This window comes from Pseudomonas kitaguniensis (assembly GCF_009296165.1).
GTDB lineage: Bacteria > Pseudomonadota > Gammaproteobacteria > Pseudomonadales > Pseudomonadaceae > Aquipseudomonas > Aquipseudomonas kitaguniensis.
Map to the genome: position 1 here is coordinate 39,874 of NZ_VUAZ01000014.1, position 15,343 is coordinate 55,216.

The following is a 15,343-nucleotide window of genomic DNA, read 5'->3' on the forward strand; positions in this document are numbered from 1 at the left end:
AAGTTACTGCGCAGCCTTGTGTTCGATGACCTGCGACACGGTGTCGCCTTTCTTGGCGCGCGCCAGTTTTTCGGTCAACAGTGCCTGCTTGGCTTCGGCTTCAGCCTGCGTAGCGAACGGCCCGAGCAACACCTGGTCCTTGCCGTCCTCTTTGACGATATAAAAATTAAAACCGTGTTCCAGCAACCAGGCGGTCAGGTCGGTGAGCGCCTGCAGCTTGTGGTCCGGCGGGCCGACCCACACGTCCCATTCCTGGGCGGCCAACGCGCCGGGCTGTGGCTGGCTTTCGATCACGGAAGGCTTGGCCTTGGGGGCTTCGACCGGTTTACCTTCACCGCAGCCGGCCAATGCCAACACCGCAATTGCCATCGCTACTTTACGCACAGCCCTGCTCCTTTAAGGATAAAGAGGCAACTTTATCATTCACTGTCTATTCTGGCCGTCATAAACATTGGCTTAAACAATGCGAATGATGTATCGCAGACCTGTATGATGCCGCCATGGGAATTAATGTCGCCTCTATGCGTCCTAAAAGAGGCAGTCACAGGGAAGCGCTTAGCAGTAAGCTACACACATCTGACACCTGCCCTGTCTGAAACATGTGTCCTTAAAAGTAATCAAGGAGAAGTCCATGCTTATACTCACCCGCAAAGTTGGTGAAAGCATAAACATCGGTGATGACATTACGATCACCATTCTGGGCGTTAGCGGCCAGCAAGTACGAATCGGTATCAACGCGCCCAAAGATGTTGCGGTGCATCGCGAGGAAATTTACCAGCGCATCCAGGCTGGGCTGACTGCGCCGGACAAAAACCAGACGCCTTGAAGCGCCCTCAGTAGCCAGCCCTTTCGTTCACTGTAACGGCTGGCGAAGAGTTTTCGGTCTGCCCGCGTCCTTCGCGCCACCAGCGCCCTCAGCTTCATTGCCAGATGAAAACTGCCCAGATGCCTGGAACTTGTTGCGTCATTCGCAGCCGAATTCCCTGAATACCCTCCCGCGTCCGAGTGCATTCAGGAGCACGTCGATGAGGCCTACTGCAACTAAGCCACTTGTTTCCAGATCCTGGAAAATAGCCGTGCTGATAGGGCTGGCCTTCCTGGCGCTGGAGTATGGGCTAGGGTTCGAAGTTGAAGGCATTGGCGATCCGGGCGTACGTTCGTCGCTGGAACTGGCGCTCGTTCTGTTCGGCTACCTTTTTGCATTCTGCATCAAGCCGATCCAAAAAGTCGTCTTGCGCAAACTGTGCCAACACGCCGCTCAGCGCTCACGCCGGCATACCTCACGATAAGCGTTGCAGACCGAGCAAGCCGTCAGCATCGCGCTGCACCTGCAACCGCTCATACCCATCGATGGCGGCATGCGTTGTTACCATAGGCGTCAGGTGCGTGGCGGTTACGACCAGCACATCAGCCCCGGCCGCCTCCCCCGCTCGAATACCCACCGTCGCATCCTCGAACACCAGGCAGTCCTCTACCGGCACGCCCAAACGCTGGGCACCCAGCACGTAACACGCTGGATCGGGTTTGCCATTGGCGACATCTTCGGCCGTTACCAACACGGCAGGCGGTGCGATGCCCGCAGCCTGCAGACGGCGCAGCGCCAACGCTTTGGGTGCCGACGTAACCAGTGCCCATTGATCGCCGGGCAGGCTGCGCAAGAACTCAACGGCGCCGGAGATCGCCACAACGCCCTCAACATCGTCGAGCTCCGCTTGGGTAATCCATTGCGCTTCAACCTCGGGGTCTACGCCTGGTAATGCTTGGCGCGTGATGGTGTCAATCGCACGCGCGCCGTGAATAGTGCTCAGGAACGCCGCCACATCCAGGCCGTGGCGTTCAGCCCAGATGCCCCATACACGCTCGGCGGCGGCAATCGAGTTGAGCAGGGTTCCGTCCATATCGAAGAGGAAGGCGCGGTAACGTTGATTGAATACGGCTGAACCTGAAATAGACACGTCTGGGCTTTCCTTTTAATCGGTCGGATGCAATCTACGGATCAGCCCACCGCTTGTAAACGTTACGCACGGCTACCCGCGCCATTGCATTACAGGTTTGTAATCAAGCGATGACCCTTGATCCGGCTACACTTGCGCCACGTATGGAACCAAGGCAATTCCCATGAACATCCTCGTAGTCGAAGACGAACCCAAGGCCGGCAATTACCTGCTCAACGGCCTGCAGGAGCTGGGTTACTCCGTAAGCCTTGCGCGTGACGGGGTAGACGGCCTGCACCAAGCGCTGGAAACGCCTTTCGACGTGATTGTGCTGGACGTAATGATGCCGAAAATGGACGGTTGGGAAGTGCTGCGCCGTCTGCGCAAAGAGGCCGACACGCCGGTGCTGTTCCTCACCGCCCGCGATGATATTGCCGACCGCATCAAGGGCCTGGAACTGGGCGCCGATGATTACTTGATCAAACCGTTTTCCTTCGCTGAACTGGTCGCACGTTTGCGCACCCTGACCCGCCGCGGCCCGAGCCGTGACGAGGCGCAACTGCAGATCGCCGACCTGCAAATCGACGTACTCAAGCGCCGCGTCAGCCGTGCTGGTACGCGCATCAACCTGACCAATAAAGAATTCGCCCTGCTGCACCTGTTCGCCACCCACCAGGACCAGGCGCTGTCACGCTCGATGATTGCCTCACGGGTGTGGGACATGAATTTCGACAGTGATACCAACGTGGTCGATGTCGCCGTGCGGCGCCTGCGCCTGAAAATCGACGACCCGTTCCAGCTCAAGTTGATCCACAGCGTGCGGGGCATCGGCTACCGCTTCGACACCCAGCCATGAACCCGCGCCGCCCTTACTCACTGACGCTGCGCCTGGCGTTGATCTTCGCCCTGCTCGCATTTGCCCTGCTGGCCACGCTGGGGGTTGCGCTGTACCGCGAGCTGGAGCGCGAACTGATCCTGCGCGATGACACCGCGCTGATCGGCCGCGTCGAGCAACTGCGCAACCTGCTGAACGACAGCAATACCCTGGACCTGATCAAGACCAAACCAGAGCTGTTTCAGAACATGCTGGGTAACCGCGAGTCGGTGTTGAGCATCGCTGCGCCGGGGCACAAGCCGTTGCTGCTGGTTAACCCTGGCAACATCGACTTGCCACCCGTGCCGCCGGTTCCAAAGGGCCACACGTTGAGCCTCGCCGACGTGCAGCATTTGCCCGGTATCAATGGCGTGCCCTTCGCCACCGTGGCCGCCACCATCGATTCCGGCGACATCGGCAGCCTGCACATCACCACCGGGCGCCTGATGACCGAACGTAGCGCCGTGCTCGCCAGCTACCGTTTAAGTGTTTACATCCTGGCCAGCCTCGCCGCGATCATCCTCGCCCTGGTCGGCTACCTGTTAGTGCGCAGAGGGCTGCTGCCCTTAAGGCGCCTGGCCAACCACGCCCAAGGTATCGACGTGGGCAACCTGGCCGAACGCCTCGACAGCCACGGTGCGCCAAAAGAGCTGCTGCCGCTGATCGAGTCGTTCAACACCATGCTTGAGCGGCTGGCCAAGGGCTTTGTGCAACTGGGCCAAGTATCCACCGACATGGCCCACGAACTGCGCACCCCGATCAACAACCTGCTGGGGGAAACCCAGGTAGCGTTGCAACAGAGCCGCAGCATCGAGAGCTATCAGCAATTGCTGGCCTCCAATGTCGAAGAACTCGAACGCCTGGCACGGATGCTCGACAACATGCTGTTCCTCGCCCGCACCGACCCGGCCAGCGCCCTGCGCCAACGCCAACAGCTGAGTGCGGCGGATGAAGTGGCGCGCATCGCAGACTACTTCGAAGGGCTGGCCAGTGATGTGGATATGCGCATTATCGCACAGGGTGACGGCGTGATCTGGGCAGAACCGATGCTGCTGCGCCGGGCACTGGCCAACCTGTGCGCCAACGCCATCAAATACGCTGCGCCGAGTTCGCAGTTGGTGATTCAGGCGGTGCCGTGTGCCGACGGCATCAACCTGAGCGTGAGCAGCCAGGGTGAAACCATTCCCGCCGAGCATCTGCCCAGGTTGTTCGAACGGTTTTACCGGGTAGATCAATCGCGCGAACGTTCGGCGCAATCGAATGGGCTGGGGCTGTCGATTGTCGCGACCATCATGCAATTGCATGACGGGCGCTGCAGCGTGAGCAGCATGGCGGGTGTGACCTGTTTTGAGCTGTTCTTTCCCCGGGCGGAACACTGAGCATCGCAAGCCGGAGCCTTGGAGTTATTTTGCAAACGTTTGTACGTCACGGCTAGGCCAGACTAACGCTACTCTGCCCCTCATCATTCACTCACATTGTTTGAAACGGGTGTCATGCTTTGGAGAGAAGACAGTATCGATTCGGCGCAGCGAGCACAGTGAACATCCCGGCTCAAGGCAGAGCCGGTGGCGGTAATGACGGAGGTTCTGGTATGGAAAGACGCTTGGGTTTACTGGAAAAGGGGCTGGCTGATATGAAAGAGAAGCTATTTGTCGTTTCGAGCAGAGCAGACTCGATTGAACGGCATTCCACCACCATTGAAAAGCACTTCGCCACCCGGGCAGACCTGGCGACCACAGAGCTGAACCTGATCAAATGGTACGTAGCAACGGCGTTCGCGATGACAGGCCTGGTGTGCGCCATAACGTTCGGCCTGACCCGGCTGATGAGTGGCTAAGGCAGCCCGGGCAGGTCAGCTGACCTGCCCGCCGCTTTGCACCACATCCACCTTGGTTACCCATGCTGCGAGCACTGCCACGCGCAGGCCCTCAACCAGCGTTTCCAGCGGCATCGACGCTTGCCGCGTATCAGCCACCTGCTCCGGCAGGTTGGGTACGTGAATAAAGCCACTGCGAACAGGTGTGCCCGCAAGCGCATGCTGCAACAGGTAAAACACCTGATTACACACAAACGTACCCGCTGTCTGCGAGACCGCAGCCGCTATACCGGCCTCGCGCACAGCCTTGACCATCGCCTTGATCGGCAGCGTGGTGAAGTAAGCCGCCGGGCCATCGGCCACCACCGGTTTATCAATAGGTTGCTCCCCAAGGTTGTCGGGGATGCGTGCATCGTTCACGTTGATCGCCACCCGCTCAATCGAAATATCCCCGCGCCCGGGCGCAAGGCCTGTGGCGATCACCATCGCCGGGTTCAGCTCGGCGATCAGTCGGGTAAGGCATTCCCCCGCCGTGGCGAACGTACAGGGCAGCCGACGCGCAACAATCTGCACGCCCTCGCCCAACTGCACGCCCTCCAAACGGCGTACGGCTTCCCAAGAGGGGTTTATGACGTCGTGGTCAAAGGGCTCAAAGCCCGTCAGCAGCACAGTTTGCATCTCAGCCTCACATCAACACGTAGAGCAGCACAATATTGACCGCCAGCATCATCAGCGCGGTCGGAAACTGAGCCTTGATCACCGCGTGTTTGTCCGGCAACTCCAGCAACGCGGCGGGGACGATATTGAAGTTGGCGGCCATGGGCGTCATCAGCGTGCCGCAATAACCAGAGAACATACCGATCGCCGCCATCACGGCCGGGTTAGCGCCGTAGATGCCGACCAGCACCGGCACGCCGACACCGCCGGTCATGACCGGGAACGCGGCGAAGCCGTTGCCCATGATTACCGTAAACAGCGCCATGCCCAGCACATAGACCACCACTGCCACCCACTTGAAATCCAGGTTGATGTAGGTGGTGACCACATGGGCAACCGCCGTGCCCACCCCGGCTTCATTGAACAACAGCCCGAGCATTGCCAGCATCTGCGGCAACACCATGGCCCAGCCCAGCGCTTCGGTCAGGCGTCGCGATTCGCGCAAGGCTTGCACCGGCGTATCACGGGTCAGCCAACAGGCCAGGCCGAGTGCGATCAGGCAGCCAATGCCGAGGGAGACGAAGGTGGTGTTTTTCGGGTCCAGCAGCGGCACGCCGCCAATTTCGGTGTGCTTGAGCAGCACCGAACCGATCACGGTAGTCAGCGGAATCGCCAGCGCCGGTATAAATAACTTATGCCCCAAACGGCCGGCGCTAGCGCGCGACTCCTTGTCATGCAACTCGGCATGCTTGCCACGGCCAACGCCACCCAAGCCTGCAATCAGCGCCATCACCACCACGCCCGCACCGATAACCACCGACGGCAGGCGTTCTCCAATCAGGAACGGGATAGCAAACAACAACCAGAACAAGGCGCTGGACCAGCGTTTGGGATGGCTTCGGTCAAACAGGATCATGCCGGCGGTGATCAACAACAGCACACCGGCCAGCCAGTAAAGGTATTGAATCGAGATGATCATTGCGCAGCCTCCACTTGGGCGGCGGCTGTCATATCGCGGGTTAGCTTTCGATCAAATCGATGCAAGCGAATGGCATGGATGATAAACGCGCAGATGGCCGTAGGGATGCCCCACACCGCAATATGCAGCGGTTCCACATCAATGCCCGAGCCGAGCAGGAAGGTGTGCATCAGCGCAATCGCGCCAAAGGCGACAAAGATGTCCTCGCCGAAAAACAGCCCCACATTGTCGGTCGCCGCACACATGGCTAATACCTTGTGACGCAGTTTGTCCGGCAGCTTGCCGTAGCGTTTTTCCGCCGCACCCTCGGCCATCGGCGCCAGTAGCGGCCGCACCATCTGCGGGTGCCCGCCCAGGCTGGTCAGGCCCATGGCCGCGGTGGACTCGCGTACAAACAAGTACATGATCAACAAGCGCCCGACCGTGGCACGCTCGAAACGCGCGATCCAGTTCTGCGCATGCAAGCGCAAGCCATGGCGCTCCAGCAGGCCGATGACCGCCAAGGGCAATAACAGGATCAGTTGCAGGGCGCGGGTCTGGAGGAAACCATCGCCCATGCTGGCGAGAATTTTTTCCAACGGAAAGTTTGCGGCCAAACCGGTGGCGATGGCGGCAGCGGTGACCACCAGCAGCGGATTGAAGCGCAAGACGAAGCCAACCACGATGACAAGTACGCCGATCAACGGCCATAGGTTCACAACAGTTTGCATGACGATGAGGTCCTTGAATGCGCGCTGCGGCGCCATTACAGCAGGATGTGAACAAACGGCCCACAGCATGAAAGTGACGTGCAGCCCGGCGCGGTTTTTATTGTTGACCTTAAAGGTCGAGCGTCAGTGGCGGCAACTTTGCTGCTTGGGGGCGGGAGGTGTCCAACAAGAAAAATTGTTGCTGCAAACCAATAAACTTTGTCGGTGATGGGCGCCGGCTGATCCGGCGCTGTACGAGGATTTAACCCAGGCGTTTCTGGAAAAAGTGCCGCTGGTGCCCCGGCGGGTAATCGTCGATATGACCAAACTCACTGAACCCCAGCTTTCGATAAAAACCCGGCGCCTGGAAGCTGAAGGTGTCCAGCCAGATCCCCTGGCAGCCCTTTTCGCGCGCCAAGTCTTCAGCGGCACGCATCAACCGTGTGCCGGTACCTTGGGTGCGCATCAAGTCCGGAATGCTCAAGAGTTCAACGAACAGCCACCCGTAGGAAATTTTTCCGTAGAGGCCACCGACAACCTCCTGAGTGCCTGGATCGCGCAGTAAAATCCCGACCGTTTCAAACGCCATGTCACCCGTATGGCTGAGGTTATACGCCCTCAACGGTTTAAGGATGGCCTCACGCTCCTGCGCCGTCACGTCGAACGACACCTCAATTGCTAATTCCATCGCCTGCTCCCTCGGTTGAGTTCCGTCGCCCGTCAGTATGCCTTGGCCACTGCGGCTAAAGCAGCGCTCAACGTGATGAAAGCGTTCACTGCGCTGGGCGTTTTAGGACAGCGTTCGCGCGGGTCGCGCTGCTTGGGGCGCAGGAGAAAGTGTGCTCAATCGCCCCAGCCGGCTCGACCGTGAAGAATCCTGTTGAGCGCCTACACTGCAGGCAGTCGTTGCGCGCTTTGCGCATCGCTCACGGCACCCGTGCCGACGAAGAGGTTAGCCGCCATGTACCCCGGACAAATGGGTATGACGACAACGAACGGTGAAATACGCTGCCAGAGGGTGGTTCAGATCATCTGCTTTTTATCGGTGGCTTCACTGTTCTGCTGACTCATCAGTAACGCCTGCGCCCTGAATGTCAGCCTTGATTGCCAAGGCTGACACTTGCCCGAATTTCAGGCGCCACACCTACACACTCCAACCATGTGTTGGGCCTATTTCAAGCCGTGGTGCTGACGAGTGAACCGGACGAGCTGTTACCTTCCTCGGTAACCGCTTGCAACAGCGCCGACGTGGTCGTTTGCAATGCAGCCGACGTCGACATCACTTGCGCTTGAGCTGCCGCAACAGCCGCAGCCTTGGCGTCTGCGCTCTGGTTGCTCGATTGGGCTTTTTGCAAGGCTTGCTGCTGCTGTTCAAGCTGCTTTTGCAACAGCGCGATCTGCTTTTTCAACTGCTTGACGTTATCCGATTCCTTCGCGCTCGATGACGTCGAACCACCACTGTCACCTGCCCCGCCAGCCGCTTTAGCGTCAGCGTTCGGATTGACCGCAGAGGCGCTGATGGCACTTTTGCTTTCAGTTGCAGTGGCATCAGCCGCTACAGCAGTGGCCTTAGTGCTGGGTACGGCAGTGGAATTGCTAACATTGATAAGCATGTCAGATGTCCGATGAATAAGGGGTAAAGGAGGCATCGGCCATTGATTCGATTACTTTAGGCGTCTGTGTACTTTTATTAATGAATAATTCAAGACAACAAAAAAGGGCTCACCTTTCGGTGAGCCCTTCCAGACCGCCCAGCAGAGCGGATTTTGTTTGGTAGGCGCGATTGGACTCGAACCAACGACCCCCACCATGTCAAGGTGGTGCTCTAACCAACTGAGCTACGTGCCTGCTGTGAGGCGGCATTCTACGGAATTGCGCAGGGCTGTCAACATCTTTTTTGCAGCTAACCCTATGAATATGCGAATTATTTATTTGCGCAGAGTGCTCGCGTAGTTTTCGCTTGGCTGGCAGGCAATTTTCAACTCAGGTAGGATCGGAGCACTCGTAAAAAATATAAAACAGAGGTTCCAGGATGGCGAACACCGCGTACCCCCAGTCGTATTATGCAGCGTCCGCGAACGCGGTTCCGCCCCGACCGGCGCTGCAAGGTGAAGTCGACACTGATGTCTGTGTGATCGGTGCCGGCTATACCGGCCTCTCCAGCGCACTGTTTCTGCTGGAAAACGGTTTTCGCGTCACCGTGCTGGAGGCCGCCAAAGTCGGGTTTGGTGCGTCGGGCCGCAATGGCGGGCAGATCGTCAACAGCTACAGCCGCGACATTGATGTGATAGAGCGCAGCGTCGGCCCCAAGCAGGCGCAGTTGCTCGGGCAAATGGCGTTCGAAGGCAGCAGGATTATTCGCGAGCGCGTGGCCAAGTACCAGATCCAGTGCGACTTGAAAGACGGCGGTGTGTTCGCTGCGCTTAACAGCAAGCACATGGGCCACCTGGAATCGCAGCAGCGCCTGTGGGAGCGCTATGGCCATACGCAACTGGAGTTGCTGGATCAGCGTCGAATCCGCGAAGTCGTGGGCTGTGAAAACTATGTAGGCGGCCTGCTGGACATGAGTGGCGGCCATATTCACCCACTCAACTTGGCGCTGGGTGAAGCGGCTGCGGTGGAATCCCTTGGCGGCACGATCTACGAGCAGTCGGCGGCGGTGCGTATCGAGCGCGGCCCCAACCCCGTGGTACACACCGCTGAGGGCAAGGTCAGGGCCAAGTTCATCATCGTTGCAGGCAATGCCTACCTCGGCAACCTGGTGCCGGAGCTGGCAGCCAAATCGATGCCGTGCGGCACTCAGGTCATCACCACCGCGCCGCTTGGCGATGAACTGGCCAAGACATTACTGCCGCAAGATTACTGCGTGGAAGACTGCAACTACCTGCTGGACTACTACCGCCTCACCCGCGACAAGCGCCTGATCTTCGGCGGCGGCGTGGTGTATGGCGCGCGCGACCCGGCCAATATCGAGGCGATCATCCGCCCTAAAATGCTCAAGGCCTTCCCGCAGCTCAAAGATGTGAAAATCGATTACGCCTGGACCGGCAATTTCCTGCTGACCCTTTCGCGCCTGCCACAGGTAGGTCGCCTGGGCGACAACATCTATTATTCCCAAGGTTGCAGCGGCCATGGCGTGACGTACACGCACCTGGCAGGCAAGGTATTGGCGGAAGCCCTTCGAGGCCAGGCAGAGCGTTTTGATGCGTTTGCCGACTTGCCGCATTATCCGTTCCCGGGCGGGCAACTATTACGCACGCCGTTTGCGGCGTTGGGCGCCTGGTATTACGGGCTGCGGGATAAGCTGGGGTTCTGAGGCAATACAACTGTGTGGCGGGCTTGCTCGCGAATGCGGTGTGTCAGCGAGAGCACTTTTCACTGAACCACCGCATTCGCGAGCAAGCCCGCTCCCACATAAAGCCAAATTGCAGACACAAAAAACCCCGGTCTCTCGACCAGGGTTGTTTGCTATCGGTTCAAAGAAGCCCAGGGCTTTCTTTGTGCTTCAAGGCGTTCAGTGGGCCTTGAGGCAGATATGGCGCAGCGGACGGGACTCGAACCCGCGACCCCCGGCGTGACAGGCCGGTATTCTAACCGACTGAACTACCGCTGCGTATCGCTTGACCGGCGGAGCCTAAACCCAACCGTCTTTAAACATCTGACCGATCAGCCTTGGCTGTTCAATCTCAAGCCCGACACGTCGTACCTGGAAAATATGGCGCAGCGGACGGGACTCGAACCCGCGACCCCCGGCGTGACAGGCCGGTATTCTAACCGACTGAACTACCGCTGCGCGTCGGTGCAACCTTTAAACGTTGCGTCTTGCCCCAAGGCAAAACTCTCAAGAAGTGGTGGGTGATGACGGGATCGAACCGCCGACCCTCTGCTTGTAAGGCAGATGCTCTCCCAGCTGAGCTAATCACCCTTTGCTTCGTTGAGGCCGCGAAATTTACGCAGGTAGCGAACCTAAGTCAATAGCAGGATTGAGTTTTTTTCAAAAACAGCCACAAGCTACAAGCGCCAAGCCGCAAGTGAAAAGCCACCACCATCCGCCTTCACTTGTAGCTTATAGCTTGAAGCTTGAAGCTGCCTCTCACTGCTCGTAAATCATCTTCTTGCTCATGCCGCCATCCACGACAAACTCTTGCCCGGTGACAAAACCCGCCTGGCGCGACAGCAACCACGCCACCATCGCCGCCACATCTTCAACCGCCCCCACCCTGCCCGCCGGATGCTGCGCATGATCGGCGTCGGTCAGAGGCTCTGCACGGCGTGCCGCAGGGTCACGCGCATCGATCCAGCCAGGGCTGACGGCATTGACCCGCACCTCCGGCCCCAGGCTGATGGCCAACGCGTGTGTCAGCGCCAGCAGGCCACCCTTGCTCGCCGCATAGGCTTCGGTGTTCGGCTCTGACTGACGCGCCCGGGTCGACGCCAGGTTGACGATTGCACCGCCGTGGGCGCGCAGGTAAGGCGCACAGTGCTTGGCCAGTAACATCGGCCCACTGAGGTTCACCGCCAGCACGCGATTCCAGTGAGCCAGGTCGAGGCTTTCCAGGGTGATGTTGTGCGGGTCAGCGACTGCGCGTTGCACACCAACGCGTCCAGGCGCCCGAACTGCCCCAGCACCTCGGCAACGCCCTGCGCGACTTGCTTCTCGTCAGCCACGTCCATGCTGATAAACCAGGCGTTGTCGCCCAGCACCTTGGACACCTTGGAACCGCGCTCGCGGTCCAGGTCGGTCAACACCACCTGCCAGCCTTCGCTGATCAGCCACGCGGCAATCCCCAGGCCTATGCCGCGCGCGGCACCGGTGACCAGCGCGACGCGCCCGTTACCGGCGGGCGCAGCGTCCATGGACCACTCGATCACAAGGCCGCCAGCCCGCGGGCCAGGTCAGCCTGCAAGTCGGCCACATCTTCAAGCCCCACCGCAACGCGGATCAGGCTGTCACGGATACCGGCAGCTTCGCGCTCCTGCGGTGCCAAGCGACCGTGGGACGTAGTGGCCGGGTGGGTGATCGTGGTTTTGCTGTCACCCAGGTTGGCAGTGATGGAAATCAGCCGCGTTGCATCGATAAAGCGCCAGGCGCCCTCTTTGCCGCCCTTCACTTCGAAGCTCACCACGGCGCCGAAACCGCGCTGTTGGCGCTGAGCCAACGCGTGCTGCGGGTGGCTCTTGAGGCCGGCGTAATGCACCTTCTCGATGCCGTCCTGCTGCTCCAGCCATTCGGCCAGGGTTTGGGCATTCGCGCAGTGGGCCTTCATCCGCAGGCTGAGTGTCTCCAGGCCCTTGAGGAAGATCCATGCATTGAACGGGCTCAGGGTCGGCCCGGCGGTGCGCAGGAAACCCACGACTTCTTTCATCTGCTCGCTGCGCCCGGCAACCACCCCGCCCATGCAACGGCCCTGGCCGTCGATGAACTTGGTAGCCGAGTGCACCACAATGTCCGCGCCCAGCTTCAACGGCTGCTGCAACGCAGGCGTGCAGAAGCAGTTGTCGACGATCAACATGGCGCCCTTGGCGTGCGCCACGCCGGCCAGCGCAGCGATGTCCACCAACTCGGCCAGCGGGTTGGACGGCGACTCGACAAACAACAATTTGGTGTTGGCCTTGATCGCTGCATCCCAACCGGAGAGGTCCGCCAGGGGCACGTAGTCGACTTCGATACCGAAGCGCTTGAAGTACTTCTCAAACAGGCTGATGGTCGAACCGAACACGCTGCGCGACACCAGCACGTGGTCGCCGGCGCTGCACAGGCTCATCACCACGGCCAGGATGGCGGCCATGCCGGTCGCCGTGGCCACCGCTTGCTCAGCACCTTCCAGGGCCGCAATACGCTCTTCGAACGCGCGCACGGTCGGGTTGGTGTAGCGCGAATAAACGTTGCCCGGCACTTCACCGGCAAAGCGCGCGGCGGCGTCGGCGGCAGTGCGGAACACATAGCTTGAGGTGAAAAACATCGGGTCACCGTGCTCACCTTCCGGGGTACGGTGCTGCCCGGCGCGCACGGCCAGGGTATCGAACGCTACGCCATCGAGGTCGCTGTCCAACCGACCGGCATCCCATTCCTGACTCATGCTGCGACTCCTTACTCAATGCTTTATTTAAGATACAAAACGCCCCTCAGGGCCGGTGTTTACTCAGTTGTTGTACAGATCGATGATCGCGCTGACCGCCTGGGTCTTGATCTTCGACGAGTCGTTGCGCGCCTGCTCGATCTTGTTCAGGTAGGCATCGTCAACGTCACCGGTCACGTACTTGCCGTCGAATACCGCACAGTCGAACTGCTCGATCTTGATCTTGCCACCGCCAACCGCTTCGATCAGGTCCGGCAGGTCCTGATAGATCAGCCAGTCGGCGCCGATCAGGTCAGCCACATCCTGGGTCGAACGGTTGTGGGCGATCAGTTCGTGGGCGCTCGGCATGTCGATACCGTACACGTTCGGGTACCGCACGGCAGGCGCAGCGGAGCAGAAGTACACGTTCTTCGCACCGGCTTCGCGGGCCATCTGAATGATCTGCTTGCACGTAGTGCCGCGCACGATGGAGTCATCCACCAGCATTACGTTCTTGCCGCGAAATTCCAGCTCGATGGCATTCAGCTTCTGGCGTACCGACTTCTTGCGGGCCGCCTGGCCCGGCATGATAAAGGTGCGGCCGATGTAGCGGTTCTTGACGAAACCTTCGCGAAACTTCACACCCAAGTGGTTGGCCAGTTCCAGCGCAGCGGTACGGCTGGTGTCCGGAATCGGAATGACCACGTCGATATCATGCTCAGGGCGCTCGCGCAGGATCTTGTCAGCGAGCTTCTCACCCATGCGCAGACGCGCCTTGTACACCGAAACGCCGTCGATGATCGAATCCGGACGCGCCAGGTAGACGTGTTCGAAGATGCACGGGGTGAGCTTCGGGGCAACCGCGCATTGACGCGTGTGCAGCTTGCCGTCTTCAGTGATGTAGACCGCTTCGCCTGGCGCCAGGTCGCGAATAAGGGTGAAGCCCAGCACGTCCAACGACACGCTTTCGGAGGCAATCATGTACTCGACGCCCTCGTCGGTGTGACGCTGGCCGAACACGATCGGGCGAATGCCATGCGGGTCGCGGAAACCGACGATGCCATAACCGGTGATCATGGCCACGACCGCGTAGCCACCGACGCAACGGTTGTGCACGTCAGTCACGGCAGCGAACACATCTTCTTCGGTCGGCTGCAGCTTGCCGCGCTGGGCCAGCTCGTGAGCGAACACGTTGAGCAGCACTTCCGAATCGGAATTGGTGTTGACGTGGCGCAGGTCGGATTCGTAAATCTCCTTGGCCAGCTGTTCAACGTTGGTCAGGTTACCGTTGTGCGCCAGGGTAATGCCGTAAGGCGAGTTGACGTAAAACGGTTGAGCTTCGGCCGAGGTCGAGCTACCGGCAGTCGGGTAACGTACATGGCCAATGCCCATGTGCCCGACCAGGCGCTGCATGTGACGCTGATGGAACACGTCACGCACCAGACCATTGTCCTTGCGCAGGAATAACCGGCCATCATGGCTGGTCACAATACCGGCAGCGTCCTGGCCGCGGTGCTGGAGGACGGTTAGCGCGTCATACAGCGCCTGATTCACGTTCGACTTACCGACGATACCGACGATGCCACACATGCGACGCAACCCCTACTTAATGAATCTTGACTGAACACGACTTACTGAGGCGTTTTGGCCGGCAAGAGGTGTTCCTTGAACGGAAGATCAGCGGGTACGCTGATTCCGCTGGCCAGCCACTGACTGCTCCACCCCAAAATGAGGTTTTTGGACCAGTCGGCAACCAATAGAAATTTTGGCACGAGTACCGACTCTTGCCACCACGAATCCTGCTGTACCGGCCCCAGGCTCAACAGCCCGACCGCCACGACCACCAGCAACGCACCGCGTGCGGCGCCGAAGGCCATGCCAAGAAATCGATCGGTCCCGGAGAGGCCGGTGACACGTATCAACTCGCCAATAAGATAATTGACCATTGCGCCCACCAGCAGCGTGGCAATGAACATGATGGCGCAGCCTGCGATAACGCGAGCCGAAGGTGTTTCGATGTACCCGGCCAGGTAAACCGAGAGTGAACCCCCAAACATCCAGGCGACGACCCCTGCGATGATCCAGGTCAGCAACGACAGTGCTTCTTTTACGAAGCCGCGGCTTAGACTGATCAAAGCGGAGATGGCGACAATTGCAACGATCGCCCAATCAACCCAGGTAAATGGCACAGTGCAGCCTACGGTCGGATAAGGCGGCGCATTTTAGCAGAGCGTCGGGCTGTCGGTAAGCTGTGTTTGTGGGTGCTTTGCAAATCAATCGGTTGTAGCACGTTAATGTGGGAGGGGGCTTGCTCCCGATAGCGGCCTGTCAGCGA

At 59.4% G+C, this 15,343-nt stretch carries 16 protein-coding genes, 4 tRNA genes and 1 pseudogene; 6 read left to right on the plus strand and 15 right to left on the minus strand.

The genetic code is table 11. From position 1 onward, the window contains the following. Positions 1-3: 3 nt before the first annotated feature. A complete protein-coding gene (locus F0169_RS03055; protein WP_082649002.1) occupies positions 4-384 on the minus strand; it encodes a penicillin-binding protein activator LpoB in 381 nt (126 codons plus the stop codon). Between the two features lie 247 nt (positions 385-631). Here F0169_RS03055 and csrA point away from each other — a divergent pair, with 247 nt between their 5' ends. Both csrA and F0169_RS03065 read left to right on the plus strand, forming a co-directional pair. Further along, positions 632-826, plus strand: coding sequence for a carbon storage regulator CsrA (gene csrA / locus F0169_RS03060; protein ID WP_003192511.1), 195 nt, complete (start codon positions 632-634; stop codon positions 824-826). A gap of 199 nt (positions 827-1,025) precedes the next feature. After that, positions 1,026-1,289 (plus strand): hypothetical protein, encoded by a 264-nt coding sequence (locus F0169_RS03065; RefSeq protein WP_058412127.1) that lies wholly within the window; start codon positions 1,026-1,028, stop codon positions 1,287-1,289. Here the strand turns inward: F0169_RS03065 and F0169_RS03070 are convergent. Further along, the gene (locus F0169_RS03070; RefSeq protein ID WP_172979312.1) at positions 1,281-1,955 is read right to left on the minus strand and encodes an HAD-IA family hydrolase; all 675 of its coding nucleotides are present in this window, start codon (positions 1,953-1,955) and stop codon (positions 1,281-1,283) included. The two genes, F0169_RS03065 and F0169_RS03070, sit on opposite strands and share 9 nt — an antisense overlap. 163 nt (positions 1,956-2,118) lie before the next feature. On the opposite strand from F0169_RS03070, the gene F0169_RS03075 reads away from it, so the two are divergent. The 3 genes from F0169_RS03075 to F0169_RS03085 all read left to right on the plus strand — a co-directional run bounded on the left by F0169_RS03075 (position 2,119) and on the right by F0169_RS03085 (position 4,645). Further along, entirely contained in the window at positions 2,119-2,790 is a 672-nt protein-coding gene (locus F0169_RS03075; RefSeq protein WP_058412129.1) for a heavy metal response regulator transcription factor, read from the plus strand. Beyond that, positions 2,787-4,187 (plus strand): heavy metal sensor histidine kinase, encoded by a 1,401-nt coding sequence (locus F0169_RS03080; RefSeq protein WP_152745464.1) that lies wholly within the window; start codon positions 2,787-2,789, stop codon positions 4,185-4,187. Before F0169_RS03075 ends, F0169_RS03080 begins: the two co-directional genes overlap by 4 nt. A 212-nt stretch (positions 4,188-4,399) precedes the next feature. Beyond that, positions 4,400-4,645 (plus strand): hypothetical protein, encoded by a 246-nt coding sequence (locus F0169_RS03085; RefSeq protein ID WP_058412131.1) that lies wholly within the window; start codon positions 4,400-4,402, stop codon positions 4,643-4,645. Positions 4,646-4,660: 15 nt separating this feature from the next. Here the strand turns inward: F0169_RS03085 and pcp are convergent, their stop codons facing one another. The 6 genes from pcp to F0169_RS03120 form a co-directional block, all read right to left on the minus strand. After that, positions 4,661-5,302, minus strand: coding sequence for a pyroglutamyl-peptidase I (gene pcp / locus F0169_RS03090; protein WP_058412132.1), 642 nt, complete (start codon positions 5,300-5,302; stop codon positions 4,661-4,663). Positions 5,303-5,309: 7 nt separating this feature from the next. Then, entirely contained in the window at positions 5,310-6,260 is a 951-nt protein-coding gene (locus F0169_RS03095; RefSeq protein ID WP_152745466.1) for a DUF979 domain-containing protein, read from the minus strand. Further along, positions 6,257-6,970, minus strand: a complete 714-nt coding sequence (locus F0169_RS03100) for a DUF969 domain-containing protein (protein ID WP_122250437.1) — start codon at positions 6,968-6,970, stop codon at positions 6,257-6,259. The genes F0169_RS03095 and F0169_RS03100 overlap by 4 nt, the downstream gene beginning before the upstream one ends. Positions 6,971-7,211: 241 nt before the next feature. Then, complete coding sequence (locus F0169_RS03105) at positions 7,212-7,637, minus strand: GNAT family N-acetyltransferase (protein ID WP_152745468.1); 426 nt, start codon at positions 7,635-7,637, stop codon at positions 7,212-7,214. A 487-nt stretch (positions 7,638-8,124) separates the two neighbouring features. Next, positions 8,125-8,562 carry a hypothetical protein gene (locus F0169_RS03115; RefSeq protein WP_152745472.1) on the minus strand — a complete coding sequence of 146 codons (438 nt, stop codon included), beginning with the start codon at positions 8,560-8,562 and terminating at the stop codon, positions 8,125-8,127. 158 nt (positions 8,563-8,720) lie between these two features. Next, positions 8,721-8,797: transfer RNA gene (locus F0169_RS03120), tRNA-Val, on the minus strand. Positions 8,798-8,981: 184 nt separating this feature from the next. Here F0169_RS03120 and F0169_RS03125 point away from each other — a divergent pair. Continuing rightward, on the plus strand, positions 8,982-10,265 hold the full coding sequence (locus F0169_RS03125; protein ID WP_152745475.1) for an NAD(P)/FAD-dependent oxidoreductase: 1,284 nt from the start codon (positions 8,982-8,984) through the stop codon (positions 10,263-10,265). Between the two features lie 220 nt (positions 10,266-10,485). Here F0169_RS03125 and F0169_RS03130 read toward each other — a convergent pair. The 7 genes and pseudogenes from F0169_RS03130 to F0169_RS03160 all read right to left on the minus strand — a co-directional run bounded on the left by F0169_RS03130 (position 10,486) and on the right by F0169_RS03160 (position 15,197). Then, positions 10,486-10,562 (minus strand) — tRNA-Asp (locus F0169_RS03130). Positions 10,563-10,665: 103 nt separating this feature from the next. Then, positions 10,666-10,742 (minus strand) — tRNA-Asp (locus F0169_RS03135). Positions 10,743-10,798: 56 nt separating this feature from the next. Beyond that, positions 10,799-10,874, minus strand: a tRNA-Val gene (locus F0169_RS03140). A gap of 168 nt (positions 10,875-11,042) precedes the next feature. Further along, a pseudogene (locus F0169_RS03145) lies at positions 11,043-11,806 on the minus strand (SDR family oxidoreductase). Positions 11,807-11,817: 11 nt separating this feature from the next. After that, on the minus strand, positions 11,818-13,029 hold the full coding sequence (locus F0169_RS03150) for an O-succinylhomoserine sulfhydrylase (RefSeq protein ID WP_058412138.1): 1,212 nt from the start codon (positions 13,027-13,029) through the stop codon (positions 11,818-11,820). Positions 13,030-13,092: 63 nt separating this feature from the next. Beyond that, a complete protein-coding gene (purF, locus tag F0169_RS03155; RefSeq protein WP_058412139.1) occupies positions 13,093-14,598 on the minus strand; it encodes an amidophosphoribosyltransferase in 1,506 nt (501 codons plus the stop codon). A gap of 41 nt (positions 14,599-14,639) precedes the next feature. Continuing rightward, positions 14,640-15,197, minus strand: coding sequence for a CvpA family protein (locus tag F0169_RS03160; RefSeq protein WP_003192538.1), 558 nt, complete (start codon positions 15,195-15,197; stop codon positions 14,640-14,642). Between the last annotated feature and the right edge of the window lie 146 nt (positions 15,198-15,343).